The organism is Cohnella laeviribosi DSM 21336 (assembly GCF_000378425.1).
GTDB classification, from domain to species: domain Bacteria; phylum Bacillota; class Bacilli; order Paenibacillales; family Paenibacillaceae; genus Cohnella; species Cohnella laeviribosi.
In genome coordinates this window covers 1-26,491 of the sequence record NZ_KB899814.1, presented here as the reverse complement: position 1 = coordinate 26,491, position 26,491 = coordinate 1, and the positions used below count along the sequence as shown (strand labels likewise).

Genomic DNA, 26,491 nt, shown 5'->3' with positions numbered 1-26,491 from the left:
GAACGGATACCCCCTGTCTGATTTCGTCCCGATCGCGGGACCTACCGTACCTAGTCTGTCACTTATTATAGCATTGATTCGAACGGTTGCGCCAGACGCTTATGCTCCGCCGTTCCGGATTTTTTCGGCCCACTCGTCGATTTTGCGCAGCCGGTGATTGACGCCGGACTTGCTGACTTGCCCTTTAAGCATATCGCCGACTTCCTTCAAATTCAAATCGGGATGCTTAAGGCGAATTTCGGCAACCTCCCGAAGCCGTTCGGGCAAATTTTCCAGGCCCACTTCCTTCTGCAGAAGCTTGATGTTGTCGATTTGCCGAATCGCGGCCCCGATCGTCTTGTTCAGGTTCGCCGTCTCGCAGTTGACGATCCGGTTGACGGAATTCCGCATGTCGCGCATGATGCGAACGTCCTCAAATTTGAACAGCGCCTGATGAGCGCCGATTATATTCAGAAATTCGATGATTTTTTCGCCTTCTTTGATGTAGAGGATGAAGCCCTTTTTGCGCTCAATGAACCGGGCGTTCAAGTGAAACTTGTTCGCCAGCTCCGCAAGCGACCGGCAGTGCTCCTCATACATCGAGGCGATTTCCAGGTGATAGGACGAACCTTCCGGATTGTTGACCGAGCCTCCGGCCAGAAAAGCTCCGCGCAAATAGGCGCGTTTGCAGCAAGGCTTGCGGATCAGCTCTTTGTTGATTTTGGGATGAAATTGAAAGCCTTCGCTCGTGATCATCAGCTGCTTCAGCAGTTGCTCCACGCCGGCCGGTACCCGCACGATATAGACGTTGTTTTTTTTCAGCCGCATTTTCTTGCGCACGAGCAGCTCTGTCGGCACGGCAAAATGGCGCTTCATTAAGGTGTAGATCCGACGCGCAATCGCGGCATTCTCGGTGGAGATGTCCAGAACGATCCGCTTGTTGGTGAGTTGAACCGTCCCGTTCATCCGAATCAGTGCGGACAGCTCCGCAATCTCACAGCACGGTTCCGCCTCCACCATCGTCAATTCTTTTTTCGTTTGAGCCGCGAAAGACACGACGCTCACTCCTTTCTCAGCATCCAGTTCTCCACCAACTGGTAAATATGTTCGCTTAGCTTGGCTGCATCGTGCCGCAAATAAGTGCGGAACAGAACGAGCCTGTCAGCAATAACCTTGTATCCCTGACGGGTAACCTCGTCCAAGTCCAGATGGACCGCTTTGGCGCCTTGCTCGGCGTACATGCTGTGAACCTGGGGAGGAATTTCTCCGTCGTTAACGATGACATAATCGAACAAATGATGGCCGACGTGCGCATGAATCGCGTTCAAATGATCGCTGACCGAATAATTGTCCGTTTCTCCAGGCTGCGTCATGACATTGCACACGAAAATTTTGATCGCATCGGACGCTACGATCGCTTCCGCCAGCTTCGGCACCAGCAGATTGGGCATAATGCTTGTATAAAGACTGCCCGGCCCGACCAGAATGGCGTCCGCTTCCCGGATCGCCTCGACCGCCTCCGGCAGCGCCTCGACTTGCGCCGGCTCGATAAAGACCCGCCGGATCTGCCTTCCGGCTTTCGGGATGGCAGATTCCCCGCTGACGCAGGTGCCGTCCGTCATTTCCGCCTTCAGCACAATGGCCTGATTCGCAGCGGGAAGCACCCGGCCCCGCACCGCGAGCACCCGGCTCAACTCCCGAATGCCGGTTACGAAGTCGCCCGATATATCCGTTATCGCCGCCAGTATCAGATTGCCCAAACTATGTCCGGCTAGTCCTGTTCCATTATGGAACCGGTAGGAAAGCATATCCGCAAGCAGCGGCTCCGCATCGGCAAGCGCCGTCAGCACGTTGCGAATGTCGCCCGGAGGCGGCATCCGCAACTCTTCCCGGAGAATGCCCGAACTGCCTCCGTCGTCGGCCACCGTCACAATGGCGGTAATGTCGAGCCTCTTATGCTTCAGTCCGCGAAGCATCACCGACAGTCCCGTCCCGCCTCCAATGACGACGATTCGCGGTTTGCGCCCGGCCCCCTTGGCCGTTATGTTCATCCCTTCACCGCCTCATCCGTGTCGATCGCGATCTGCGTCGCGATGGCTGACGCGCACCGTTTCCGTTTCGCTCGTCCCGAGCGTGCGCCCCAGGTACTCGGCCAGCGCCACCGACCGGTGCTTGCCGCCCGTGCAGCCGATGCCGATTACCACCTGACTCTTCCCTTCTTTATGATATAACGGAAGCAAAAATTGCAACAAATCCAAAAGCTTGGAAAGAAAGCTTTGCGTCTCGGGCCATTTCATCACGTACTCGTAAACTTCGGGATCCTGTCCGGTTCGGGGCCGGAGGTGTTCGACGTAATGAGGATTCGGCAAAAAGCGGACGTCGAAAATCAAATCGGCGTCAATCGGCACGCCGTACTTGAAGCCGAACGAGGTGATGTTCACCGCAATCGCGTTCCGGTCGAGGTTCGTAAAGCGGGCGATAATCCGCTCTTTCAGCTGCGCCGGCTTCAAATTGCTGGTGTCGATGACCTGGGAAGCTCTTCCCTTCAGGTCCTCAAGCAGCTTCCGCTCCAACTGGATGCCTTCGAGCAGCATGCCTTCCGGAGCGAGCGGATGCCTGCGCCGGCTTTCTTTGTAGCGCTGGACCAGCACCGAATCCGTCGCGTCCAGAAACAGAATCTCGCTGTTAATCGTATAATGTTCGCGAATATAATTAAGCGATTCGGACAAGGCGGTAAAAAACTCCCGTCCCCGCAAATCGATCACAAGCGCCACTTTCGCAATGCGGCCCTGCGACTGGTCGATCAGTTCCGCAAATTTCGGAATCAGCACCGGAGGCAGGTTGTCTACGCAAAAGAACCCCAAATCCTCCATGCTTTGCACGGCAATCGTTTTGCCCGCGCCCGACATTCCCGTAATAATGACCAGCGTTGGGTTGGCTCTTAGCGTATCCATATCCAGTCTCCTTCGTCAGAAAGGATTCGCGCCGAATCGTATAATAAAGGCGCCAGCCTGCCGACGCAGGAACGCCGACAGTCAGGCGCACTCTCGATTAGGCCCGGAGGAACAAGCCCGCGGCGCCTACGACACCGGCATTGTTCCCAAGCTCCGCGGCGACGATATCGACGCCGTTTCGCGCCCTCTCGGGCGTCAGCTTGACGAACGCTTCGCGGACCTGCGAGAACAGGAACTCGCCCGCCTTGCTGACCCCGCCGCCGATAATAAACCGCTGCGGATTCACGACGATTGCGACCGCCGCCATCGATTTGCCCAGGTAGAACGCGGCGCGGCTGACGATTCGCTGCGCAACCTCGTCGCCGTCTTTGGCTGCGTCAAACACATCCTTGGCCGTCAGCTCTTCCACGTATGCGAGCGAAGTCCGGTCTCCCCGCTCCACCGCATCGCGCGCCATGCGGATGATCCCGGTCGCGGACGACACCGTCTCCAGGCATCCCATTTGGGAGCAGCCGCACTGGATCGCTTCCAGATCGGGAACGACCGCCATATGCCCGAGCTCCCCGGCCATTCCGCTGAACCCTTCGATTAACCGGCCGCCAACGATTATGCCTCCGCCGACGCCCGTGCCAAGCGTGTAGCAGACGCAGTCCGCGACGCAGCGTCCCGCTCCGCCCCACGCCTCGCCCAGGGCTGCTACGTTGGCGTCGTTGTTGATTTTGACGGCTTTGCCCAGCTTCTCCTGCATAATCTCCTTAACCGGCACCTTGCGGAAAGGAAGATTCGGCGAGAAGTCGATAATGCCGTTCGGAATGTCCAGAAACCCGGCGATTCCGATGCCGACTCCCTGAACCTCGTTCCATTCGTCCGTATCCGGCGGAACGAGTTCCCTTACGTACGCCGCAATATTGTTCAGAATAGCCTCCGTACCCCGGTCCGTCTGCGTCGGACCTTCGTAGATGCGGAGCAACTGACCGTCAGCGTTGCATAAACCGACTTTGATCGCTGTACCGCCCAAATCGACGCCGACGTATAAAGCTTGAGACATAATGGCTGACACCTCGGATAAGTTAAGATGAAGTATGGTTAGCTGAGGGTATGGCTCCAGTCGTGAACGGCCGAACCTTCAAGAAATTTCTCGCAATCGAGCGCCGCCATGCAGCCGCTGCCCGCCGCCGTGATCGCTTGACGGTACTTGGTGTCCTGAACGTCGCCGCAGGCGAAGATTCCAGGCACGCTTGTTTCCGTCGAGCCCGGCTTCGTCACGATATAGCCCAGTTCGTCCGTTTCGACCTGTCCGCCGAGGAACTTCGTGTTCGGCGTATGGCCGATCGCGACGAATACCCCTTGCGCTTCGATCAGCTCTTCCTCGCCGCTGGCGTTGTTTTTGACCTTCAGCCCGGTAACGCCGTTTTCGCCCGCGACCACTTCCAGCGGCGTGCGGTTCAGTTTCCAGGAAATTTTCGGATTTTCGCGGCAGCGTTCCTGCATGATCTTCGAAGCGCGCAGCTCTTCCCGGCGATGCACCACGGTCACTTCCGACGCAAACCGGGTCAGGAAGTTCGCTTCTTCCATCGCGGAATCTCCCCCGCCGACGACAATGATCTTCTTGCCGCGGAAGAAGAAGCCGTCGCAGGTCGCGCAGGTGCTGACGCCGCGTCCGACATTGTCCTTCTCGCCGGGGATGCCGAGATATTTCGCGGAAGCCCCCGTCGAAATGATCAGCGTCTCGGCTTCCAGCGTCTCGCCGCCTTCAAGCGACAGCTTGAACGGACGGGAAGACGTCTCGACCGAGTTGACCCAGCCGGTACGGAATTGAGCCCCGAACCGCTCGGCCTGCTTGCGCATGTTGGCCATCAGCTCGGGACCCATAATGCCTTCCGGGAACCCGGGAAAGTTCTCGACCTCCGTGGTCGTGGTCAGCTGGCCGCCGGGCTCGGGCCCTTCGATGACGAGCGGCTTCAGATTCGCGCGGGCCAAGTAGATCGCCGCAGTCAATCCCGCCGGTCCTGTACCGATGACTATCGTTTTGTACATCATTCTCTCCTCCTTGGTGGCAATGGCTCGCCGGCAATCCTGTTCTAACTGTAATAATTATTGTAACAGTCGACCCTTCTTTCCGCAACCTGGCCAATAGCGGCGCTTCCGCGCTCGGCGATTCCGGGAAGGCTGCCGCCTATTATTCCCCGAACGTGGCGCTGCTGCGCTTCAGCTTCTCGCGGATGCCGCAAACTTCGTCAATGAGATTCGCGTAACGGCTGATGCTCGCCTGGGAGGCGCCGTAACGGCTGACCAGGTCGGCATACGTGATCGGCCTGCGGTGCATCTTCGCCGTCCAATATTCCAGCGCCGCCGCCCATCCGGAAGGCTTGAGCAGCTTCGGCACGCTGGGATAAACGCGGGACAAATAATCGACCCACAGCGTCATCATGTCGTGCTGCTGAACGACGTCGTAGCGGCCGGCCATCTGCTCCATCGCCAGCTCCAACACCGCCTGCCAGGCGCTGTCCCAGATCGGCAAATTCGCCGATTTGCGGCGCGACTCGAGCGTCAGCGTCCTACCTCCGTAAACGACCGTCAGCGCATCCTGCACGCCGATCGAACGCAGCACCAGCACGGCGACGCGCTTCAGCTCGTCTTCTTCCCCGGGATCGACCAAAAACGCCTTCAGCGCGTCGATCACTTCCTCGTCGGCCACAAGCCCGAGCGCCTGAATCACCTGCGCTTTGGTGTTGCGGTCGCCGTGGCGAAGCGCCCAGAAAAACGACGAACGGATAAGCGGATTGCGTTTCAGCGCGTCGGGCACCATTTCCGGATGCTGCTCCCACTGGCGGAACTGCTCGTCGAAGGGAAGGTGGAAATGGTAATGCGACGGCGCAGGATACTCGCCGCTTCGCATCGCGTCCAGCTTGCCCAAGTAAAACGGAGGCACTTCCGATTCCGGATCGAGGCGCGCGGCCTGCTTCCAAAACCGCTCGGCATCGTCGTAGCGCCGGATGTTCGCCGCGGCGACGGCCGCGAAATGGTGCAGGCACGGCTCGCCCGACAATTCCCCGGAACGCAGCAGCCGCCGGAAATGCCGGTACGCTTCGCCGTGCTCTCCGACGATTCCAAGCGTCGTCGCCAGCTTGAAGACGTGCTCCGGGTGGAAGGGAATCGTTTTCTTCAGCAGGGCGATCAGGCCCTTCAGTTCGCCGTGGTTCGCATGCTGATAAAAGATCGCCAGATTGCAAAGCGCATGGAGGTTCCCGGGGTCCGCCTCGAGCACCTCGCCGATCGTCTGGACGGACTTGTCGAACAGCCCCATGTAGTAGTATGCCAAGCCCAGATTATTGCGCGCAGCCAGAAAGTCGGGCTGGCGCTCGAGAATTCCTTCCAGAATCCGCACCGCTTCCGCAAAGCGCCCGGCCTCAAGCAGTTCGCGGGCTTTGTCGTGGGCGTACAGATTTTCCCGCGACTTGATCGTCGTCAGCTTGGTCGGGCGGTTCAGCTCATAATTGAGCAGGTCGAGCAGCTCGTCGGACTCCTCCAGAAAATGGCCTTCCAGATCGTTCTCCAAATATTGGACAAGCGCGTCCTCCGCCGCTTCGTACTGCTCCATGTTGGCATAATTGTTCGCCAAATAGTAATAGCATTCCGTCATGGCCGGATCGATCCGGTCCAGGACGGAACGCAAAATGTCGTTCGATTCCTCGTACCGGCCCATCTCCGACAAAATGCCCGCCATATTGCAATGGTTGACCGGGTTGTCCGGTTCGTACTCCACCGCGCGCCGGAAATACTTCAAAGCCTTGTCGTAGTGAAAACGATCCAGCGACTGCACGGCCCGTTCGAAAAAGAAGGTGGCGTCGGGGGAAAACGGAATGACTTTCGGTCGACGGCTCTTCACCGCGCGTTTGCGCTGATTCATCGGCAAGGCTCCTTCCCGGTTGCGTAAATTGGCACGGTTCCGTACGGGCGTTCGTCACGGCCGGCTGCATTACCACGATTATACCATACGCGGAGCATCGTTAAAATAAAATGCTCCCGAAAGCCGGCGAACCCGGCTGCATGCCTTCCCTGCGCGCCCGAAACGCCGCTTGCCCCGAATGCGCCCGCCGCAGCCGCAAACCGGCTTGACTTAGATTTCGATATATCGTTAAATAAATTTATCGATATATTAAAACCCATTTGCGGGAGGGGCTGCACAATGCGAGGCAGAGGAGACGGGCATATGCGGTGGGGGCATCACTCGGGGCGAGGCGGAGGCCGGTATTTGGGCCGGGGAAGGCTTCCGGTCATGCTTCTTCGCCTGATCGCGGACGAACCGATGCACGGGTACCAGATGATGAAGGCGCTCGAGGAGCAGTCGGACGGGGCGTACAGCCCGAGCGCAGGCTCGATCTATCCGGCGCTTCAGATGCTGGTGGAGCGGGGGCTGGCCGATGCGAAAGAAGAAGACGACAAAAAAATTTACGCGATCACCGAAGCCGGCCGCAAATGGCTGGCCGAACATGCGCGCAAAAAGCAGGAGCGGGCGTTTCCGGACGCATCCCCGGAAAACCCGGAAAGCCGCCCTTGGTCCGCCGAGGAGCTGCGGCTTGCCGAAGCCGAATGGATTCGCCTGCTCGTCCGCGCGGAAAGCGCGGCCGGATCGCATCCCGACCGATGGGCGGCGCTGCGCCGGGTGCTGGACAAATCCGCGCGCCATCTAAGCGATCTGCTCGATCAATGGGAGCGCCCGCGATGAACCGGAGGGCACAGGCGGCGGCGAAAGCGGCGCCGGGTGGGGCCGCGCCGAGCAAGCGCCGCATCCTCGGCATGTTCCGATACGTCGCCCCGCACATCCGAACTCAATGGAAGCGGATCGTGGCCGCCTTTATCTGCATCGTCCTGATCGCCCTGCTCGAATTCGTCATCCCGCAGCTGACCGGCTATACGATCGACCACGTCATCTCCGAACGGCGGCGGGCGGAGCTTGCCTGGATCGCGGCGGGCATTGTCGGCACGGCCGTTCTGCTCGGCTTGTTCAACTACATCGCCAGCTACACGATGGCATCCGTCGGCCAGCGCGTCATCTACGACCTGCGCAACCGGCTGTACCGGCATATTCAGCGGATGGACATGGGATTTTTCGACCGCAACCGCACGGGCGATTTGATGTCCAGGGTGACCAACGACGTCAACATGCTGCAGCAGCTCGTATCCTCCAGCATGTTGTCGCTGGTAAGCGACTTGTTTACGTTCGTTGCCGTCGTCGCCTATATGCTGTACAAAGACGGACTGCTTACCTGCATCATGCTCGCCACGTTCCCGTTTATGATCCTATCGACGCGCAAGTTCGGCCATCGCATCCGCATCGCCTCCCGCAAGGTGCAGGAATCGGTCGCGGAGGTCAACAACCATTTGCAGGACAGCTTTTCGTCGATCCGGCTCATCAAGTCGTTTACAAGCGAAGACTATGAGGCCGGGCGGTTTTCGGACAAAAGCCGGAGCAACATGACCGCGAGCGTCAAGGCCGCCGGCCTGCGCGCGGTCTATGAGCCGCTCATCGACCTGCTCAACTATACGGGCATGGCCGCCGTTCTGCTGATCGGAGCCTGGCAGGCGATGAGAGGCAAGCTCACGGTCGGGGAAATCGTCGCGTTTCTCGCCTATTTGCGGCTATTGCAAAATCCCGTCCGCCGTTTCAGCCGCGCGCTCAATACGGTACAGCAGGCTGCGGCGGCGTTCGAACGCATTCAGGAAATCATGAATCGGTCTCCGGCAATCCAAGACAAGGAGGGGGCAGTTCCCCTGCCGCCGGTCCAAGGCAAAATCGTTTTCCGGGATGTCCATTTTGCCTACGGGAACGGAGCGCCGGTGCTGCGGGGCTTTAATCTGGAACTGGAGCCGGGCACGATGACGGCGCTCGTCGGCTCGTCGGGAGCCGGCAAAACGACGATCGTTCACCTGCTCGCCCGTTTCTACGAACCGCAAAAAGGCGAGATCACGATCGACGGGTACCGGATTGCCGATGTCACCGTCCGGTCGCTGCGGGAACAAATGGGCATCGTGTCGCAGGACATTATGCTGCTGAACGGGACCGTCCGGGACAACATCGCCTACGGCAAGCCGGACGCAACGGACGAGGAAGTGGAGGCGGCCGCCCGGGCCGCAGCCGCGCACGGCTTCATTACGGCGTTTCCGCACGGTTACGATACGCAAATCGGGGAACGGGGCGTCAAGCTGTCCGGCGGCCAGAAGCAGCGGCTGGCCATCGCCCGCGCGCTGCTGCGCAATCCGCGGCTGATTATACTCGACGAGGCGACTTCGGCGCTCGATACGGAATCCGAGCAGCAAATTCAGGAAGCGCTGACGCGCCTGCTGGCCGGCCGCACGAGCATCGTCATCGCCCACCGCCTGTCCACGATTCGGCAGGCCGACCGCATCGTCGTGCTGGAAAAAGGCGCCATCGTCGAATCCGGCACGCACGAGGAGCTGCTGCGCGCGGGCGGGCGCTACCGGCAGCTTCACGATTTGCAGTTTCCGCAAGGAAAGCGGGTTACGGATGCGCATATGGACGCTCTAAAATAAAACAAAGCCCCGGCCCGCCAAGACGGGAACGGAGCTTTCTCCGAAACCGATAAGTTCGCTTTGGGACATGGATGCGATTTCCGCCCGCAGGTCAAATGCCCGCGTTCTTAAAGAGCGTGCTGATCGACCCGCCTTCCGTAATGATCCGGATCGCATCGGCAAGCAGCGGCGCGACGGACAGCACCTTGAACCGCTCCGGACGGTCAAGCGGCACTTCGATGGAGTCGGTTACGACGACCTCCCGGATATTCGGGTGATCGAGCTTCTTGATCGCGTCGCCCGAGAACAGCGGGTGCGTCGCACAGACGAACGCGTCTTCCGCGCCGCGTTCCTTCAAGCTTTCCACGACGTTGACGATGGTCGTTCCGGTATCGATCAAATCCTCGATAATAATCGGCGTCTGGCCTTCTACATTCCCGATAACATGAGTGATGACCGATTCGTTGTGTGCGGGGCGCTTTTTGATCATGATCGCAAACGGGGAGTCAAGCTGGTTCGCCAGTTTCTCCGCGGTGGAAGCCCTTCCGGCGTCCGGCGAAACCACGACGGGATTGCGGATGTTTTTCGCTTTGAGATAATCGCTGATGAGATCCAGAGCGGTCAGGTGATCGACCGGGATGTTGAAAAAGCCTTGAATGGCCGCGGCATGCAGGTCGATCGTCACGACGCGGCTTGCGCCGACGGTCGTCAGCACGTCCGCCACCATCTTGGCGGATATCGGCTCGCGGGGGGCCGCTTTGCGTTCCTGGCGGGCATATCCGTAGTACGGCATCACGACGTTGATCGTTCTGGCCGAAGCCCGCTTGGCCGCATCGATCATGACCAGCAGTTCGACAAAAAATTCATTGATCGGATGAGACAGAGACTGCACGAGGAACACATCGCAATTGCGGATCGTCTCCTCGTAGTGAACATAAATTTCGCCGCTCTTGAATCGCGAAAGCTTGATTTTCCCGAGCGGCATTCCGAGATGATTGGCGATATTTTCGGCTAACCTCGGAGTCGACGACCCCGAAAAAATACGAAGCTTACTACCGTACATGTGCCCCTCCACAGGTTCGATCAAATCGCGTCTATCGACATTTCTCTTAAATAGACCTTAACATTATACAATAGCGGGTCCGACTTTTAAAAATCCGCCAGCCTTCGTTGTCGGCCGTTAAACGTCACCAGCTGCGAATATCCGACACTTTTCAGCATCGCAGAAGCTTCTTCCCACTTTTGTCCGACCCGGTCGGGATGATGCGCGTCCGAACCGTAGGTAACCGGAATGCCGAGCGCGAACGCCCGTTCCAGCATCCTGCGCGACGGATACATTTCCTTAGCCGCCGTATGGATGCCCGCCGCGTTGAGCTCGATCGCAAGCCCGTGCTTTGCCACCGCCTTAAGAGCCCTGTCCTCAAGCGCCGTCGCATCCTCTTCCGGCCGGTAGCCGAACCGCTTGATCGCGTCGATATGACCGATATAATCGTACAATCCGGTCGCCGCCGCTTTGCAAACCGCGTCGTAGTAGGTCTCGTACACGTCGATGACGTTTTTGCCCTCCCAATTGTGCACCTGCCGGAAGTCCGTCACGTCCCACGTACCCAGAAAATGGACCGAACCGATCACGTAATCCCACGGGTACGCTTCGACGATTCGGGCGATTTCTTCCTCGTACCCTTCGATAAAATCGCCTTCGAGCCCCACCCTTACCGCAATGCGGCCGCTGTACTTCTCCTTGAGGCGCAAGCACTCTTCGACGTACCGGGGCAGCTCCTCCATGGGCATCGCCATCTCCGGATAGTAGTCCGCCGGATCGACGTGCAGCAGCGGCATATGGTCGGACAGTCCGATTTCGCTCAGCCCTTTGGCGATCGCGCTCTGAATATATTCCTCCAGCTCGCCGACGGCGTGGCCGCAGCGAACGTGATGGGTATGGTAATCGATGCGCATCGGTTTCACCTAGTCCTTTTTGACCGGCTTGCGGTGGCGGAACTCCAGTTCCTTCAGCACGTCGTCGAGCGGAATGCCCTGCTGGCGCAGCAGCACCATCAGGTGGAAAATCAAATCCGCCGCTTCGCTGCTGATTTCGCGGCGATCGTTGTTTTTGCCGCCGATGATGACCTCCGCCGCTTCCTCGCCGATTTTTTTGAGGATTTTATCGAGGCCTTTTTCGAACAAATACGTCGTATACGAACCCTCCGGCCGCTCCGCCTCCCGCTGCGCGATCGTCGCTTCCAGATTGGACAGCGCGGCGAAACGATCCGCCTGCCGAACCTCCGCGTCGCCGGGCAGGTCTTCGTTGGCGTTGCGGTAGAAGCAGCTGTAAGCGCCGGTATGGCAGGCCGGGCCTTTCTGCTTCACCTTGACCAGCAGCGTGTCGCCGTCGCAATCGTAATGCAGGGATACGATCTCCTGCGTATGGCCGCTTGTCGCGCCTTTGTTCCACAGCTCTCCCCGCGAGCGGCTCCAGAACCAGGTCGTCCCGGTTTCCAGCGATTTTTTGAGCGATTCTTCGTTCATGTAGGCCAGCATCAGCACTTCCTTGCTCAACGCATCCTGCACAACGGCCGGCACCAGCCCGTCCGCGTTCCAGCGGATCCCGCCGATCCAAGACGCACTCATCGTACGTTCACTCCTTTTGCCCGCAGCTCGTCCTTAACCTCGCGAATGGTCACTTCTTTGTAATGGAAAATGCTCGCGGCCAGCCCCGCGTCGGCCTTGCCCTCCGCGAACACGTCGGCAAAATGCTGCGCATTGCCCGCCCCGCCGGACGCAATGACCGGGATGCTCACGCTTTCCGACACCGCGCGCGTCAGCTTCAGATCGAACCCGTCCTTCGTTCCGTCGGCGTCCATGCTGGTCAGCAGCAGTTCGCCGGCTCCGCGCCGCTGGGCTTCTTTCGCCCATTCAAGCGCCCGGATGCCCGTCGGATTGCGGCCGCCGTGCGTATAGACTTCCCATTCGCCCCATTCGGGGTTAAACTTCGCGTCGATGGCGACGACGATGCACTGACTGCCGAACATTTTCGCACCGTCCGTGATCAGATCCGGATTGCGGATCGCCGCCGTATTGATGCCGATCTTGTCCGCGCCCGCGCGGAGCAGCCGCTTCATGTCGTCGACCGAAGCGATGCCGCCGCCGACCGTGAACGGGATCGTGATCTCCCCCGCGGTCCGGCGGACGACATCGACCATCGTCGCGCGCCCTTCGTGCGAAGCCGAGATGTCGAGAAATACAAGCTCGTCCGCGTGCTCCCGGTCGTAAAGCGCCGCAAGCTCGACCGGATCGCCCGCATCTTTAAGGTTGACAAAGTTGACGCCTTTGACAACGCGGCCGTCCTTTACGTCAAGACAAGGGATAATCCGTTTTGCCAGCATAAGCTTGGCCCCTTTCCGTTCCGATCCGCCGCCGGCAGCCGTCGGGAGACGCTCTTTGGGCGCTGCCCCGGCTGCCTTCGGCCGGTCTGGTTATGATTGGGAAGCGAACCGCTTCACCGCATCCGCCAGACGGATGCTGCCCGTGTACAGCGCTTTGCCGACGATCGCGCCGCCGACGCCGTCCGCCGCATGCCCGGCCAGCCGCTCCAGGTCCTCCGGCTTGCTCACGCCGCCGGAGGCGATGACCGTGCGCCCGGACACCTGCGCAAGCCGCACGATCGCCTCCACGTTCGGGCCGCCCATCATCCCGTCGCGGGAAATGTCGGTGAAGATGAACGTTTCGGCCCCTTCCGCCGCCAGCGAAACCGCAAGCTCCTCCGCCTTCACCTCGGACGTCTCCAGCCAGCCGCGGGTCGCCACGAAGCCGTCCCGGGCGTCGATGCCGATCGCGACCTTGCTGCCGTAGCGGGCCAGGACCTTCTTCACGAACGCGCGGTCTTCGATCGCGGCCGTGCCGAGAATCACGCGGGAGACGCCAAGCCCGATGAGGCGCTCCACGTCCGCTTCCGTCCGCAGCCCGCCGCCGACCTGGACCGGCACCTTGACCGCGGCGGCGATGCGGCCGATCAGCTCGTCGTTGACCGGATGCCCGGCCTTCGCCCCGTCCAGATCGACCAGGTGAATCCACTGCGCGCCCTGCGCTTCCCAATCGCGGGCAACGGCGACCGGGTCCTCGTTATATACCGTTTCCTTGTTGTAGTCGCCCTGAAGCAGCCGAACGCATTTTCCGCCGCGAATATCGATGGCGGGATACAAAATAAAATGGGACATGATTCGCCCGTTCCTCCTTTATGGTCGTCCTTATCCGGCCCGGGCGATCGACAGAAACCGCTCCAACAGCGCCATGCCGAGCTCGCCGCTTTTTTCCGGGTGGAATTGCATGCCGTACAGCGAACCGCGGCCCACGATCGCCGTCACCGGCTGGTAGTAATCCGTGGTCGCGAGCAAATCTTCGGGACGCTCCGGCAACGCATGGTAGGAGTGCACGAAGTAGACGTAGCCCGGCTTAAGCCCGTCAAACAGCGGGCTTGGCTGCGTGAACGCAAGCTGGTTCCAGCCCATATGCGGCACCTTATAGTCGCCCTTAAAGCGGACTACCCGGCCCGGAAGCAGCCCCAGCCCTTTGTGAACGCCATGCTCCTCGCTCTCTTCGAACAGCAGCTGCATGCCGAGGCAGATGCCGAGCAGCGGCTTGCCGGATGCGGCGTAAGCTTTGACCGCGTCCTCCAGTCCGGTCTCGCGAAGGTTGCGCATCGCGTCGCCGAAAGCGCCGACGCCGGGCAAAATCGCGCCCTCCGCCGCCAGAATCGCCTCCGGCGACGACGTCACGGCCGCCTCGTAGCCAAGCCGCTCCACCGCCTTGCTGACGCTGTGAAGGTTGCCCATGCCGTAATCGATGATGGCGATCACCTTACAGCACTCCCTTCGTGGACGGCACGCCTTTCACCCGGGGATCGATCGAGGTCGCCTCGTCCAGCGCCCGCCCGAGCGCCTTGAATACCGCTTCGATCATGTGGTGGGTATTTTTCCCGTAGTGCACGATGACGTGCAGCGTAATCCGCGCTTCCAACGCCAGCTTCCACAGAAATTCGTGCACCAGCTCCGTGCTGAAGCTGCCGACGGTCGCCGACGGGTATTCGGCGCGGTATTCGAGATGCGGCCGGTTGCTGATGTCGACGACAACCTGCGCCAGCGCTTCGTCCATGGGAACGAACACGCTCGCGTACCGCTTGATGCCGGCCTTGTCGCCAAGCGCCTCGCGCAGCGTCCGGCCGAGGCAGATGCCGATGTCCTCGACCGTATGATGATCGTCGACATCCACATCCCCGCGGGCTTCGACCTTCAGGTCGAATTGGCCGTGCTTCGCAAACAGGTCCAGCATATGGTTCAAAAAAGGGACGTCCGTCTCGATATCCACGGAGCCCGTGCCGTCGACGGCAAACGACAGCTTGATGTCGGTCTCGTTCGTTTTGCGGGCGATTTCGGCCGCGCGTTGTTGCGCCTGTTGCGTCATTGGTTTTTTCCACCTTCCCATCGGATTTCGACCGCTCTTGCGTGAGCTTCAAGCCCTTCGTGCCGCGCCAATGTCGCGATGCCCGGCGTGTCGCGCAGCAGCGCCTCGCGGCTGTAGCGGATCAGGCTCGATTTCTTCAAAAAGTCGTCCACATTCAGCGGCGAGGAAAACCGCGCGGTTCCGTTCGTCGGCAAAATGTGGTTAGGTCCGGCAAAATAGTCGCCCACAGGCTCGGAGCTGTAAGGCCCCAGGAAGATCGCTCCCGCGTTCTCGATCGATCCGAGCAGGCTAAGCGGGTCCTCCACCATGACTTCCAGATGCTCCGGCGCCAGCTTGTTGACGACCGCGACGCCTTCGGCAAGGTCCGCCACCGTCAGAATGGCGCCGTAATCCGCCAGCGACTTCGCCGCAATGTCCCGGCGCGGCAGCGTCGCCACCTGGCGGTCCAGCTCGGCTGCGACCGCCTGCGCCAGCTTCTCCGACGGCGTCACCAGCACCGCCGACGCCATCTCGTCGTGCTCCGCCTGCGACAGCATATCCGCGGCCACATAGCGCGGATCGGCCGTGTCGTCGGCCAGCACGACGATTTCGCTCGGCCCGGCGATGCTGTCGATGTCCACCGCGCCGAACACGGCGCGCTTGGCCAGCGCCACATAGATGTTGCCGGGCCCGCAAATCTTGTCGACGGCGGGAATGCTCTCCGTCCCGTACGCGAGCGCCGCAATCGCCTGCGCGCCCCCGACCCGGTACATCTCGGTCACGCCCGCCTCAGCGGCCGCAACGAGAATGTACGGGTCGATGCCCGCGCGCCCTCCGGTCGAAGGCGGCGTCACCATCACGATCTCCGGCACGCCCGCCACCTTGGCCGGCAGCACGTTCATGAGCACCGACGAAGGATACGCCGCCTTTCCTCCCGGCACGTACAAGCCGACCCGCTTCAGCGGCCGGATCGCCATCCCGAGCATCGTTCCGTCCGGCTGCACGTCCATCCACGACGACCGCTTCTGCTTTTCATGGAACGCCGTAATGTTCGCCGCCGCCTGCCGCAGCGCGCTCAGAAAGTCCGGCTCCACCTTGTCGTACGCCGCCGCGATTTCCGCTTCCGTCACCCGCAGCTCGCCCGGCTTTAGCTCCACCTTGTCAAACTGCGCCGTATAGCGAAGCAGCGCCGCATCGCCTTCCCGGCGCACCGCCGCCACGATCTCCGCGACCGTCGCATTCTGCTGCGGCGTGCCGTATTCGGTCTCCCGCTCGAGGCGAAAGCCCTTCGCCGAACCGATATACATGAGGCCGTCCCCCTTACTCCTGACGAATTTGCCCTTGCTTCCTTAACTCCGGGCCGGCACATGGCGGCCGATCCGGTCGCACAACTCCTGGATTTGCGCGTTTTTCAGCCGGTAGCTGACGCGGTTGGCGATCAGCCGGCTCGTCACCGCGAACATCGTCTCCATCTCGACCAGCCCGTTTTCCTTCAGCGTCTGCCCCGTCTCCACCATATCGACGATGCGGTCGGCAAGCCCGATCAGCGGAGCAAGCTCGATCGAGCCGTTCAGCTTGATGACCTCTACCTGCTGTCCCCGTTCGCGGAAATACTGCGAAGCCACGTTCGGATATTTCGTCGCGACGCGCGGATGAATGACCGGCTTCCAGCCGGGCAGCCCGATCACCGACATCCGGCACTTGGCGATGCCGAGATCGAGCAGCTCGTACACGTCCTTGTTTTCTTCCATCAATACGTCCTTGCCGACGACGCCGATATCCGCCACGCCGTATTCGACGTAGGTCGGAACGTCGACCGGCTTGGCCAAAATAAACTCCATATTCGCTTCCGGAACCGGGACGATCAGGCGCCGCGAGTCGTCAAAGTCCTCGGGAATCGGCAGACCCGCTTCCCGGAACAGCTTACTGGCCTGCTTGTAGATGCGGCCCTTGGGCATCGCGACCTTCAACATGCCGTTATCCGTCATGCCCGCTCCTCCTCTCCGAATCCGTACACGACAAGCCGGCTGTAGTCCGTGCCCCGGTAAGCGAAACGTCCGCCGTCCGCAGCCAGCTTCCTAAGCTCCTCGGCCTCTTGCGCCTCCTCGGCCAAAGCCGTTACCGCGATCCGCCCGTCCGCGCGCAGCCGTGCGGCTTCGGCCAGCGCCTCGCGCCGCTTGTCTTGCGCGTATACGATCAGCGTGCGCCCGGCGTCCTCCGCCTCGTCGTCGACCACTTCGAGAATGCGCGTCGTCTTGAGCGCGAATCCCGTCGCCGGAGCCGGCCGGCCGAACTGGCCGAGCAGATTGTCGTACCGGCCGCCGCTGCACACCGGAAAACCGAGATTCGACGCATAGCCCTCGAAGGTCATGCCCGTATAATAGGAGAAATCGCCGATCATCGTCAGGTCGATCAGCACGTGCTCCTGAACGCCGTAAGCCTCGAGCACGTCCCAAACGGCGCGCAGATGGCGGATGGCCTCCTGCGCATCCCCGCTGGCGCCAAGCTGCATCGCCTGCTCGCACACTTCCCGGCCGCCGCGCAGCCGCAGCACGCCTTCCAGTTCCTCGCGCACCGCTTCATCCAGCGACAGCGATCGCAGCTCCTCGCGATACCCGACGTAGTCGCGCTGGAGCAATCTGCCTTTCAGGCTTTCCTGCTCGCTGGCGCGCCCCGGCAGCGCCTCCTCGAACAATCCGTTCAGAAAGCCTACATGGCCGACCGCGATTTTGAACGCGGGCACGCCCGCCGCCTTCAGGGACGCAATGGCAAGCGCAATCGTCTCCGCGTCCGCCTCCGGGGACGGATCGCCGATGAGCTCTACGCCGGTTTGGACGAATTCCGCGTCGCGTCCCCCCTCGTCCTCGAATGCGCGAAACACGTTCGCGTGATAGCTGAGCCGCAGCGGAAACGGCGCTTCCTTCAGCAGCGAGGCGGCCACGCGGGCGATCGGCGCCGTCATGTCCGAGCGCAGCACGATCGTCGTGCCCCGATGGTCCAGCAGCTTGAACAGCTTCCGATCGGAGGTGGCGCTGGCCACCCCCACCGTATCGTAATATTCCAACGTCGGCGTCACGATCTGCTCGTAGCCCCAGCGCCGCATGCATTCCAGCACGTTCCGCTCGATCCGCCGCAGCTTCGCCACGGCATGAGGCAAATAGTCTTTGACGCCCGTCGGCTTTTCGAACACCTTTGGCTTGGACACAACGCAAACCCCGTTTCTGTATGTTGCGGAGCACTTTCTTTATCACGTTAAAGTGCTACCATATTACCATACTGCCAAAATAAAGATTTTGAATGTACTTTATCATGAAGCATGCCCGCCGTCAAGCCGGTAATCCGCCCCAAAGGAGCGAACCTGAGCGGAACGAAATAAACCCCCAAAACCGTCCTTGCAATCAGGACGGTCTGGAGGCGGTAAGCCAAAGCGTTTTTTCGTCGCCCTATGCCTGCCGTACACGCCAAAGACGGCAACGCCGCGGGAAAACGGCTTTTATCGTTCATTCCCGTCCTTCCGGGCGAAACGCCGAGATCGGCTCATGCTTGTCCGCACCGAGCTCGCGCAGCGGATTGCCGCCCACCCGGGCATTGGCCGGCACATCCCGGTGAACGACCGACCCGGCCGCCACGACGGCGCCGTCGCCGATCGTCACGCCCGGCAAAATCGTCACGTTGGCGCCGATCATCACGTTCGAGCCGATCCGAATCGGCCCGAGGCGGTATTCGTCGATCAGGTATTCGTGGGTCAGCAGCGTGGAGTTGTAGCCGATGATCGTGTTGTCGCCGACCGTTATTTTCTCTGGAAAAAATACGTCGACCATCACCATAAGCGCAAAAGAGGTTTGTTTCCCCACCTTCATGCCGAGGATGCGGCGGTAAATCCAGTTTTTGACCCGAAGATCCGGGCAGTACCGGGCCAGCTGGATAAAGACGAAATTGCGCACGGCCTTCCACCTGGGCACGGTGCGGTATACCTGCCACAACGAATTCGGCCCCTCCACCGGGTACCGCTCCACCTGTCTCACCGGGATTCAGCCTCGATTCCGCATATAATTGGCAGATCGTCCATGCTGTTCAGCACGTAAGCCGCCCCGGCCTCCCGCAGCACGGCCTCGCCTTTAAGCGACCAGGCGACGCCGACCGGTATCGCCCCGGCCTGCAGCGCGGACTCGATATCGACGGGGCTGTCGCCGATCATAAGCGTTTGGGCCGGCTCGGCGCCGAGCGCCGCCATCGCCTTCTGCACCGGTTCCGGATGCGGCTTCGCATGCTGCACGTCGTCCAATGCCACGATGACGTCCATATATTGCAAAATGCCGAGCAGCTTCAAAGCGCGGCGGGACGTGTCGCGCATCTTGGTCGTGACGATCCCCACGTTCAAGCCCGCGTCCTTCAGTTTGGGCACCGTTTCGGCCACGCCCGGAAACAGCGACACCATCTCGTCGTGACGGCGCAGATTGTACTCCCGGTACCGCCTTACCAGCTCGTCCACGTCTTCCAGCCCCGTGAACATCCGCATCTGCATCGCCAGCGGCAATCCCATTTTCGGAATAATGTGCTCGCGGTTGAAGCCTTCCGGCACGACGCCTTGCACGGCATGCAGGACCGATTCGATGATCAGTTCGTTCGTGTCGATAATCGTACCGTCCAAATCGAACAGAACGGTCGTTATAGCCTGGTTCATGCGTTGAAGCTCCTCATTTTACATTCATGCTGAAAATAACTCCCGGAATACGCCGGCCCGAAGCGGCCCGGCACGCCGGTCAATCCGCACCGCCCCCGCCTCCGCCAGAGTCCGAACCTCCCGCTGATCCGCCGTCGGACGAACCCGCAGGCTCCGCTCCTCCCGCGGAACCGGCATCGGCCGGGCTCGAATCCGATCCCCCCGCGCCATCGCTGCCGCCGGAGGAGCCGGATGAGCCGTCCGGGCTTGCCGGCTTGTCCGAAGCGTCATCGCGAGAGGCCGTTCCTTCCCGTTCGGAACGCCCATCTCCGGTGCCTGCGGCAAGCCGCTCTTCTTTGCGTTCATCGGGCGTTGCAAACGAATGCGCGGAGATGACGGAAGAGGCTCCCGCGTCCGCAGACGCGTCTTTGCCCGCTGCGGCGGCATCGTGCCGGGGCGCGCCCGCTTGGTTGGGCACGATCGGATCGGCATAACGCTCGTTCGCCCAGCCCGCAAGTCTGCGAACCGCAAAAAAGACGATACCGGCAATCACAATAAGAAGCGCGAGAAGCTGGGAAACGCGAACGTTGCCGTACATCGGGTCCAAATAGCCTTGCTCGAAGCCGGCCCATTCCATCGGCGTCCACAAGGCGTTCACCAGCGAGGCGAGCCATTCCGGCCCTTTGAAGGCGAGGCTATCCGTGCGCAGCCCTTCGATAAAGAAGCGGCCGACCGAGTACCAGGAGAAGTAGATGACAAAAAGCTCGCCGGCCCGGAGAAACGTTTGTCTTCTGACGATAAACAGGAGAATAAGGCCCAGCAGGCTCCACAGCGATTCGTACAAAAAGGTAGGATGAACGTACGTGCCCTGCACGTTCATTTGATCGACGATAAAGGAGGGCAGGTGCAGCGTATCCCGGAGAAAAGACTCGCTTACCGGCCCTCCGTACGCTTCCTGGTTCACGAAATTCCCCCAGCGGCCGATCATCTGGCCGGCCAGCAGCGAGGGAACGCAAATATCGACGATGCGCAGGAACGAGTACCCTTTTTTGCGGCAATAGACGATCCCGCAGACGAGCGCTCCGATCAAAGCCCCGTAAATGGCGATGCCGCCTTCCCAAATGCGGATAATCTCGCCCGGGTGCTCGCGGTAATAATCCCATTTGAACAGCACGTAATACAAACGGGCGGCGATGATCGCCGATGGAGCGCCAAACAGCAGCAAATCCAGAAAAAAGTCGGAGGGAATTCCAAAGCGTTTCCCCTCCCGAATCGCAAGCAGCAGCCCGACAAGAGCGCCGATGCCGAGAATAATCCCGTACCAGTGCACCTCGATGGGCCCCAACGTAAAGGCAATGGGATTCAACACGAACGGCAACATCCGTATCCTCCGTCTCTTTCCGGCCGCGCAAGACGCCGCGGGCCGTCATTAATCGTAATCATCGTCCGCAATCGCTTCGGTCAACTTGTTGGTGAATTGCAGAGCCGCATTGTACCCCATCCGTTTGAGGCGGTAATTCATTGCGGCCACTTCGAGAATGACGGCCAGGTTCCGTCCGGGGCGGACCGGCACCGTCACAAGCGGAATTTCCGCATCGATAATTTTGGTGGTCTCTTCGTCCAACCCGAGGCGGTCATACTGCTTCTCCTGCTGCCAGTTCTCCAGCTTGATGACCAGGCTGATTTTCTTCTGCGTGCGAACGGCCCCTGCGCCGAACAGCGTCATGACGTTCAAAATGCCCAGCCCGCGAATCTCGAGCAAGTGCTGGATCAGCTCCGGAGCGCTTCCGTACAGCAGGTTATCCGCCGTCTGCCGGATTTCGACCGCATCGTCGGCGACAAGGCGATGGCCGCGCTTGACGAGCTCCAGCGCCGTTTCGCTTTTGCCGATGCCGCTGCCTCCGGTAATAAGCATTCCAACCCCGTACACATCCACCAGGACGCCGTGGATCGTAGCCGTTGGAGCCAGCTTTTTCTCCAAAAAGTTGGTGATGCGGCTGATCAGGATCGTCGTCGCCATGCCGCTGCGCAAAACCGGAAATTGGCGTTCGTTCGCAACTTCGACGAGCTCCTTGGGAACTTCAAGCCCGCGAGTCGTGATGATGCAGGGCGTTTCATCCGTGCAGATCCGTTCCAACCGTTCCCGGCGTTCGTCGGACGTCAGCGTCTCAAGAAAGGCCAACTCCGTCTTCCCGAGAATTTGTGCGCGTTCCACTGGATAATAGTCGTAATAGCCGGCCATTTCCAGGCCGGGCCGATTGAGGTCGTCGGTCTCGATCGTGCGGCGCAAGCCTTCTTCGCCCGCCACCACTTCCAATTGGAACTGCTGCACGAGTTCGGATACTCTAACTTTTTTGGGCATCGTACAGCTCCCTTCCCGGTTATTTATTCATCGTATCGAAAAAAACGCGCGAAATCAATGTAAACTATGACGCATCAGCCGTCGAAACGAAAGACGCCCGGCCATGACGGCCGGGCATTCTGAAACGGAAGCGATCCGCATTGCCTTATTCGATTTCGAACACGTTCAGCTCGGTATCCTTGTCGAAAATATGGATTTTGTTCATGTCGATGGCGAGCTTGACGTTTTGGCCTTCTTTCAGCGTAGAACGTCCGTCTACGCGGGCAATGACGTTGTCTTTGCCCAGACCGGTCAGGTACAGGTACATTTCCGGCCCGAGGTTTTCGCAGACTTCGATGTTGGCGTTTACGACCGACTTCGGCGAAGCCTCGATGAATACCGGCTCTTCGTGAATGTCTTCCGGACGGAAGCCGAGAATGACTTCGCGGCCGACATAGCTCTTGCTGCGCAGCACTTTCGCTCTGCCTTCCGGAATTTCGACGTTGATGCCCGTCGCCCGGAAGTGAACGGCACCGTTTTCTTCCGTCAGTTGGCCCGGGATGAAGTTCATCGCCGGAGCGCCGATGAAACCTGCGACGAACAGGTTGATCGGATGGTTATACAGCACTTCCGGAGTTGCCGCTTGTTGAATGACGCCGTCTTTCATGACAACGATGCGGTCGCCCATTGTCATCGCTTCGGTCTGGTCGTGCGTTACGTAGATACAGGTCGTTTCCAAACGCTTCATCAGCTTGGAAATGTTGGCCCGCATTTGCGTACGCAGCTTAGCGTCCAAGTTGGACAGCGGTTCGTCCATCAGGAACACTTGAGGTTCGCGGACGATCGCGCGGCCCAAGGCGACGCGCTGGCGTTGACCGCCGGACAGCGCCTTCGGCTTGCGGTCGAGCAGGTGCTCGATTTCCAGCGTGCGGGCAGCTTCGCGAACGCGGCGGTCGATTTCGTCTTTGCGGAATTTGCGCAGCTTCAGGCCGAACGCCATATTTTGATACACGTTCATGTGCGGATACAGTGCATAGGACTGGAACACCATTGCGATATCGCGGTCTTTCGGGGCTACGTCGTTGACGACGCGGTCGCCGATGTACAGCTTGCCTTCGGAAATTTCTTCAAGGCCTGCGATCATCCGCAGCGTGGTCGATTTGCCGCAGCCGGAAGGACCTACCAGTACGAGGAACTCTTTGTCTTTAATGTCAAGGTGGAAGTCGGTTACCGAAGCTTTGTCGGAACCCGGATATTTTTTATAAACATGCTCTAAACGTACGCCTGCCATCGTATAAGTTCCCCCTAACACTTCGTTTAAGGTACAGTAATATCTTACCGCACGGGGAGAACGAATGACTATGCACAAAGCGCACAAAAAATTCATTTCCTTTTCGTAACTTTGTACAATAGCAGCATAATCCGCACGAGAACCGCGTCGTTGAAGGAACGGACGTCAAGCCCGGCCTCCTGCTTCAACTTGTCCAGCCGGTATAAAAGGGTGTTGCGGTGAATATACAGCTTCTTGGCCGTTTCGCTGACATTGCAGTCCATCGTGAAAAAAGCGTCGAGCGTCGACACCGTTTCGGGGTCGTTGAACAGATCCAGCCGCGCCATCATCTCTTCCATAAAGCGCGACCTGGCGGCTTCCGGAATATCGTTCAGCAGCCGTTCCAGGTGAACGGCCCAGGGCATATGCACCTGCATGCCGACATGAAACTTGCGGCCCAAATGAATCGTCTCGCGCAGCTCGCTGACCGCGCGCACCAGGCTTTCGGTCGGGATGATCGGTTCGCCCACGGCGACGTGGCATTCTCCGCCCCATTGTTCCGTGAACATCTCGTGCAGCCCTGTAGCCAGGGAAAAAAGCGCTTCCTTCGTCTCCTCGTGATCGACCAGCTCGCTGTCGGCCGAATCGACCTCCAAAAGCAGCCGGTCCGGACCGAGAATCAGCCATTCCCTTTCCTGAAGCGGCACAAGCAGCATCTCATCGGAAAGGAACGAGCGGAGCACCTTTTCCAGTTCGGAATAGGCGGGCTCCCGGTCGCCCGCCTGATCGTTCTGCAGAAGAAAAGGGATCATTCCGTCAAACAGCTTGCCGCGAATCTCCAGCCAGTCCGGCACCTCCGCGTGGGTCTGCCCGGACAAAATGCGCTGCTCGATCCACTCCCCAAGCCGGCGCGCCTGGCGTTCCAGATCGGTGCCGCCTCCGGGTTTACCCGACTGCTGCCGCAGCGCCCATCTCAGCAGTTCCTTCTCAAGCGGAGTCAGCTTTGCCTCTGTCTGAATGTACTGCAGCTCGTTGGCCTCGGTCCACGTGATCAGCCGGACGCCGTCTTCGGTTTCCACGTAATCCCCGATTTCGGCATCCTTTTTGCCTCCGATTCGTTCCCAGTCGGCCAAGCTCATCGTACCCGTCACGACGGGAGCGCCCAACACCTGCTGCAGCTGCTGAAGTTTCGCTTTGGTCAACGTTGTCCGCCCCTTTCCCGCGAGTCGTTACCGTTATTGTAACATAATTCCGGGATCGAAGACGTTAAGCTCTACCTCAGCATCAGCAATACGACGATGGACATCAGCGCGAACACCGACGCGATCAAATAAAGAAACGAAACGGTTTGCACCTGCGTCAATCCCCACTTCATCAGACTGTGGTGCGTGTGCAGATTGTCCGCCCGATGCAGCCCCTTGCCCTCGAGCAGCCGCCTTGTAAACACGACCGCCGTATCGAGAATGGGCACCCCCAGAGCAAGCAGCGGCACAAGGAGCGAAAGAAACGTCGCCCCCTTCAGCGTGCCTTCGATCGCCGTAACCGCAAGCGTATACCCGAGAAACGTGGCTCCGGCGTCTCCCATGAAAATGCGGGCCGGATGAAAATTGAACGCGAGAAACGCCAGGCACGAACCGGCAAGCGCGACCGCGATCAGGGCCGTAACCTCCTGATGGCCGAGCAGAGACGCCGCGAACAACGTCAACGAAGAGATGACGCACACCCCGGAGGCCAATCCGTCGATGCCGTCGATAAAGTTGACCATGTTGATCAGAGCGAACACCCATACCGCCGTAAAAAAAATCCCCCATCCTTCCGGAAAGACAATCATGGCGGAAGAGGAGGGCGACGAAATGCCGGCAATCGCAATGCCGTGCCATCCGGGAATCAGCGAAACCCCGATGTAAAGAACGAGCCTCGGCCATACCGGAAATTCCCGTCCCCGGGCTTTGAACGCATCGTCGGCCAGCCCGATGACGACCAGCAGCCCGCCGCCGGCGGCAAGGGCGCGCACCAGCGGCGAATCGCCCAGCCACAGCCAGGAAGTCAAGACGACCCCTGCATACAAGGCGACTCCGCCGCTTAGCGGAACGGGGCGGTTATGGATTTTGCGCCTAGCGGGCCGGTCCACGAAGCCGATGCGCAGCGCGGCGGTTCTTACGACGGGAACGAGCAAAAAGACGAGCAGAAACGCAAATCCCATTGCATAAAGGTACGTCATGCGCTTGTCCTCCGGACTGAAGGGAATGTTCTTACTTTTCCCGAACGGACGACAAGAATACGGAATGGAGAAGGAATCGCGCAAAGCGGTACAAAAACAAAAAACAGACGCCTGCGCGCCTGTCGTTTGCAAAAAAACTGGTGAGCCATGAAGGACTCGAACCTTCGACACCCTGATTAAAAGTCAGGTGCTCTACCAACTGAGCTAATGGCTCGGATAAATGGTGGAGGGTGATGGATTCGAACCACCGAACCCGAAAGGGAACAGATTTACAGTCTGCCGCGTTTGGCCACTTCGCTAACCCTCCACGCGGTCTCCGGTTAGCATGGCGTTTTTCGCGATTGCTTATACCGGCTGTGAAAGCTATGGTGGCTCGGGACGGAATCGAACCGCCGACACGAGGATTTTCAGTCCTCTGCTCTACCAACTGAGCTACCGAGCCGCAGTTATTGTATGCATGAAAGTGGCGGAGCTGACGGGATTCGAACCCGCGGTCTCCTGCGTGACAGGCAGGCATGTTAGGCCTCTACACCACAGCTCCGCGTGATGGTGGAGACTGAGGGGATCGAACCCCCGACCCTCTGCTTGTAAGGCAGATGCTCTCCCAGCTGAGCTAAGTCTCCATGATCGAAATATGTAATTTGGTAGCGGCGGAGGGGATCGAACCCCCGACCTCTCGGGTATGAACCGAACGCTCTAGCCAGCTGAGCTACGCCGCCACACCACGTACCATGCACAACCTCGCGGCTGCGCAGGATCGGTTAATCAAGCTTTCAAGGCTTACACCTTGATAACCGGATACGAAACGAAGCGCTGTTGTCGAAGCTTTAGGATAAGCCCTCGACCGATTAGTACTCGTCAGCTCCACGCGTTGCCGCGCTTCCACCCCGAGCCTATCAACCTGGTGTTCTTCCAGGGGTCTTACGTATTGGGAAATCTCATCTTGAGGCGGGCTTCGCGCTTAGATGCTTTCAGCGCTTATCCCTTCCGCACTTGGCTACCCAGCTATGCTCCTGGCGAAACAACTGGTACACCAGCGGTGCGTCCATCCCGGTCCTCTCGTACTAAGGACAGCCCCTCTCAAATTTCCTAC

At 59.7% G+C, this 26,491-nt stretch carries 26 protein-coding genes, 6 tRNA genes and 1 rRNA gene; 2 read left to right on the top strand and 31 right to left on the bottom strand.

Annotation, left to right across the window (positions count from 1 at the left end; genetic code table 11):
• Positions 1-99: 99 nt before the first annotated feature.
• From whiA to F560_RS0106400, 6 genes are all read right to left on the bottom strand, one after another.
• Positions 100-1,035, bottom strand: a complete 936-nt coding sequence (gene whiA, locus F560_RS0106425) for a DNA-binding protein WhiA (protein WP_019004896.1) — start codon at positions 1,033-1,035, stop codon at positions 100-102.
• A 5-nt stretch (positions 1,036-1,040) separates the two neighbouring features.
• Positions 1,041-2,030 carry a gluconeogenesis factor YvcK family protein gene (locus F560_RS0106420; protein ID WP_019004895.1) on the bottom strand — a complete coding sequence of 330 codons (990 nt, stop codon included), beginning with the start codon at positions 2,028-2,030 and terminating at the stop codon, positions 1,041-1,043.
• Positions 2,031-2,042: 12 nt separating this feature from the next.
• The gene (rapZ, locus tag F560_RS0106415; protein ID WP_019004894.1) at positions 2,043-2,933 is read right to left on the bottom strand and encodes an RNase adapter RapZ; all 891 of its coding nucleotides are present in this window, start codon (positions 2,931-2,933) and stop codon (positions 2,043-2,045) included.
• A 97-nt stretch (positions 2,934-3,030) separates the two neighbouring features.
• Positions 3,031-3,981, bottom strand: a complete 951-nt coding sequence (locus tag F560_RS0106410) for an ROK family glucokinase (RefSeq protein WP_019004893.1) — start codon at positions 3,979-3,981, stop codon at positions 3,031-3,033.
• A 38-nt stretch (positions 3,982-4,019) separates the two neighbouring features.
• Positions 4,020-4,970, bottom strand: coding sequence for a thioredoxin-disulfide reductase (gene trxB, locus F560_RS0106405; protein ID WP_019004892.1), 951 nt, complete (start codon positions 4,968-4,970; stop codon positions 4,020-4,022).
• A gap of 142 nt (positions 4,971-5,112) precedes the next feature.
• Positions 5,113-6,843 carry a tetratricopeptide repeat protein gene (locus F560_RS0106400; protein WP_019004891.1) on the bottom strand — a complete coding sequence of 577 codons (1,731 nt, stop codon included), beginning with the start codon at positions 6,841-6,843 and terminating at the stop codon, positions 5,113-5,115.
• A 279-nt stretch (positions 6,844-7,122) separates the two neighbouring features.
• Here F560_RS0106400 and F560_RS24510 point away from each other — a divergent pair, with 279 nt between their 5' ends.
• Together F560_RS24510 and F560_RS0106390 are read left to right on the top strand one after the other, a co-directional pair.
• Complete coding sequence (locus F560_RS24510) at positions 7,123-7,662, top strand: PadR family transcriptional regulator (RefSeq protein WP_083932024.1); 540 nt, start codon at positions 7,123-7,125, stop codon at positions 7,660-7,662.
• Positions 7,659-9,488: an ABC transporter ATP-binding protein gene (locus F560_RS0106390; protein ID WP_019004889.1), complete on the top strand. Its 1,830-nt coding sequence runs from the start codon at positions 7,659-7,661 to the stop codon at positions 9,486-9,488. The genes F560_RS24510 and F560_RS0106390 overlap by 4 nt, the downstream gene beginning before the upstream one ends.
• A gap of 91 nt (positions 9,489-9,579) precedes the next feature.
• Here F560_RS0106390 and F560_RS0106385 read toward each other — a convergent pair whose 3' ends face one another.
• The 25 genes from F560_RS0106385 to F560_RS0106265 all read right to left on the bottom strand — a co-directional run.
• The gene (locus F560_RS0106385) at positions 9,580-10,530 is read right to left on the bottom strand and encodes a ribose-phosphate diphosphokinase (protein ID WP_026298130.1); all 951 of its coding nucleotides are present in this window, start codon (positions 10,528-10,530) and stop codon (positions 9,580-9,582) included.
• A gap of 86 nt (positions 10,531-10,616) precedes the next feature.
• A complete protein-coding gene (hisJ, locus tag F560_RS0106380) occupies positions 10,617-11,423 on the bottom strand; it encodes a histidinol-phosphatase HisJ (RefSeq protein WP_019004887.1) in 807 nt (268 codons plus the stop codon).
• Between the two features lie 9 nt (positions 11,424-11,432).
• On the bottom strand, positions 11,433-12,095 hold the full coding sequence (gene hisIE / locus F560_RS0106375; RefSeq protein WP_019004886.1) for a bifunctional phosphoribosyl-AMP cyclohydrolase/phosphoribosyl-ATP diphosphatase HisIE: 663 nt from the start codon (positions 12,093-12,095) through the stop codon (positions 11,433-11,435).
• Positions 12,092-12,850 carry an imidazole glycerol phosphate synthase subunit HisF gene (gene hisF / locus F560_RS0106370; protein ID WP_019004885.1) on the bottom strand — a complete coding sequence of 253 codons (759 nt, stop codon included), beginning with the start codon at positions 12,848-12,850 and terminating at the stop codon, positions 12,092-12,094. The genes hisIE and hisF overlap by 4 nt, the downstream gene beginning before the upstream one ends.
• Before the next feature lie 90 nt (positions 12,851-12,940).
• Positions 12,941-13,681, bottom strand: a complete 741-nt coding sequence (gene hisA, locus F560_RS0106365) for a 1-(5-phosphoribosyl)-5-[(5-phosphoribosylamino)methylideneamino]imidazole-4-carboxamide isomerase (protein ID WP_019004884.1) — start codon at positions 13,679-13,681, stop codon at positions 12,941-12,943.
• A 30-nt stretch (positions 13,682-13,711) separates the two neighbouring features.
• Entirely contained in the window at positions 13,712-14,320 is a 609-nt protein-coding gene (gene hisH / locus F560_RS0106360) for an imidazole glycerol phosphate synthase subunit HisH (RefSeq protein WP_019004883.1), read from the bottom strand.
• 1 nt (position 14,321) lies between these two features.
• The gene (gene hisB / locus F560_RS0106355; RefSeq protein ID WP_019004882.1) at positions 14,322-14,924 is read right to left on the bottom strand and encodes an imidazoleglycerol-phosphate dehydratase HisB; all 603 of its coding nucleotides are present in this window, start codon (positions 14,922-14,924) and stop codon (positions 14,322-14,324) included.
• On the bottom strand, positions 14,921-16,210 hold the full coding sequence (hisD, locus tag F560_RS0106350; RefSeq protein WP_019004881.1) for a histidinol dehydrogenase: 1,290 nt from the start codon (positions 16,208-16,210) through the stop codon (positions 14,921-14,923). The genes hisB and hisD overlap by 4 nt, the downstream gene beginning before the upstream one ends.
• Positions 16,211-16,252: 42 nt before the next feature.
• Positions 16,253-16,891 carry an ATP phosphoribosyltransferase gene (gene hisG / locus F560_RS0106345; RefSeq protein WP_019004880.1) on the bottom strand — a complete coding sequence of 213 codons (639 nt, stop codon included), beginning with the start codon at positions 16,889-16,891 and terminating at the stop codon, positions 16,253-16,255.
• Positions 16,888-18,108 carry an ATP phosphoribosyltransferase regulatory subunit gene (locus F560_RS0106340; protein WP_019004879.1) on the bottom strand — a complete coding sequence of 407 codons (1,221 nt, stop codon included), beginning with the start codon at positions 18,106-18,108 and terminating at the stop codon, positions 16,888-16,890. The genes hisG and F560_RS0106340 overlap by 4 nt, the downstream gene beginning before the upstream one ends.
• A 47-nt stretch (positions 18,109-18,155) precedes the next feature.
• A complete protein-coding gene (locus tag F560_RS0106335) occupies positions 18,156-18,407 on the bottom strand; it encodes a hypothetical protein (RefSeq protein WP_019004878.1) in 252 nt (83 codons plus the stop codon).
• Positions 18,404-18,928 carry an acyltransferase gene (locus tag F560_RS0106330; protein ID WP_026298129.1) on the bottom strand — a complete coding sequence of 175 codons (525 nt, stop codon included), beginning with the start codon at positions 18,926-18,928 and terminating at the stop codon, positions 18,404-18,406. Before F560_RS0106330 ends, F560_RS0106335 begins: the two co-directional genes overlap by 4 nt.
• A complete protein-coding gene (ppaX, locus tag F560_RS0106325) occupies positions 18,925-19,587 on the bottom strand; it encodes a pyrophosphatase PpaX (protein WP_019004876.1) in 663 nt (220 codons plus the stop codon). The genes F560_RS0106330 and ppaX overlap by 4 nt, the downstream gene beginning before the upstream one ends.
• 79 nt (positions 19,588-19,666) lie before the next feature.
• Complete coding sequence (gene lgt, locus F560_RS22670) at positions 19,667-20,947, bottom strand: prolipoprotein diacylglyceryl transferase (protein WP_019004875.1); 1,281 nt, start codon at positions 20,945-20,947, stop codon at positions 19,667-19,669.
• Positions 20,948-20,995: 48 nt separating this feature from the next.
• On the bottom strand, positions 20,996-21,928 hold the full coding sequence (hprK, locus tag F560_RS0106315) for an HPr(Ser) kinase/phosphatase (protein ID WP_019004874.1): 933 nt from the start codon (positions 21,926-21,928) through the stop codon (positions 20,996-20,998).
• 145 nt (positions 21,929-22,073) lie between these two features.
• Complete coding sequence (locus F560_RS0106310) at positions 22,074-23,198, bottom strand: ABC transporter ATP-binding protein (RefSeq protein WP_019004873.1); 1,125 nt, start codon at positions 23,196-23,198, stop codon at positions 22,074-22,076.
• A 92-nt stretch (positions 23,199-23,290) separates the two neighbouring features.
• Positions 23,291-24,379: a PucR family transcriptional regulator gene (locus tag F560_RS0106305; RefSeq protein WP_019004872.1), complete on the bottom strand. Its 1,089-nt coding sequence runs from the start codon at positions 24,377-24,379 to the stop codon at positions 23,291-23,293.
• Positions 24,380-24,450: 71 nt separating this feature from the next.
• Positions 24,451-25,398 (bottom strand): MraY family glycosyltransferase, encoded by a 948-nt coding sequence (locus F560_RS0106300; RefSeq protein ID WP_019004871.1) that lies wholly within the window; start codon positions 25,396-25,398, stop codon positions 24,451-24,453.
• A 138-nt stretch (positions 25,399-25,536) separates the two neighbouring features.
• Positions 25,537-25,612, bottom strand: a tRNA-Lys gene (locus F560_RS0106295).
• 7 nt (positions 25,613-25,619) lie between these two features.
• Positions 25,620-25,705 (bottom strand) — tRNA-Tyr (locus tag F560_RS0106290).
• 59 nt (positions 25,706-25,764) lie between these two features.
• Positions 25,765-25,840: transfer RNA gene (locus tag F560_RS0106285), tRNA-Phe, on the bottom strand.
• A gap of 22 nt (positions 25,841-25,862) precedes the next feature.
• Positions 25,863-25,939: transfer RNA gene (locus F560_RS0106280), tRNA-Asp, on the bottom strand.
• Positions 25,940-25,945: 6 nt separating this feature from the next.
• A tRNA-Val gene (locus tag F560_RS0106275) sits at positions 25,946-26,021 on the bottom strand.
• Between the two features lie 19 nt (positions 26,022-26,040).
• Positions 26,041-26,117, bottom strand: a tRNA-Met gene (locus F560_RS0106270).
• A gap of 109 nt (positions 26,118-26,226) precedes the next feature.
• Positions 26,227-26,491 (bottom strand): 23S ribosomal RNA (locus F560_RS0106265); the annotation flags it as partial.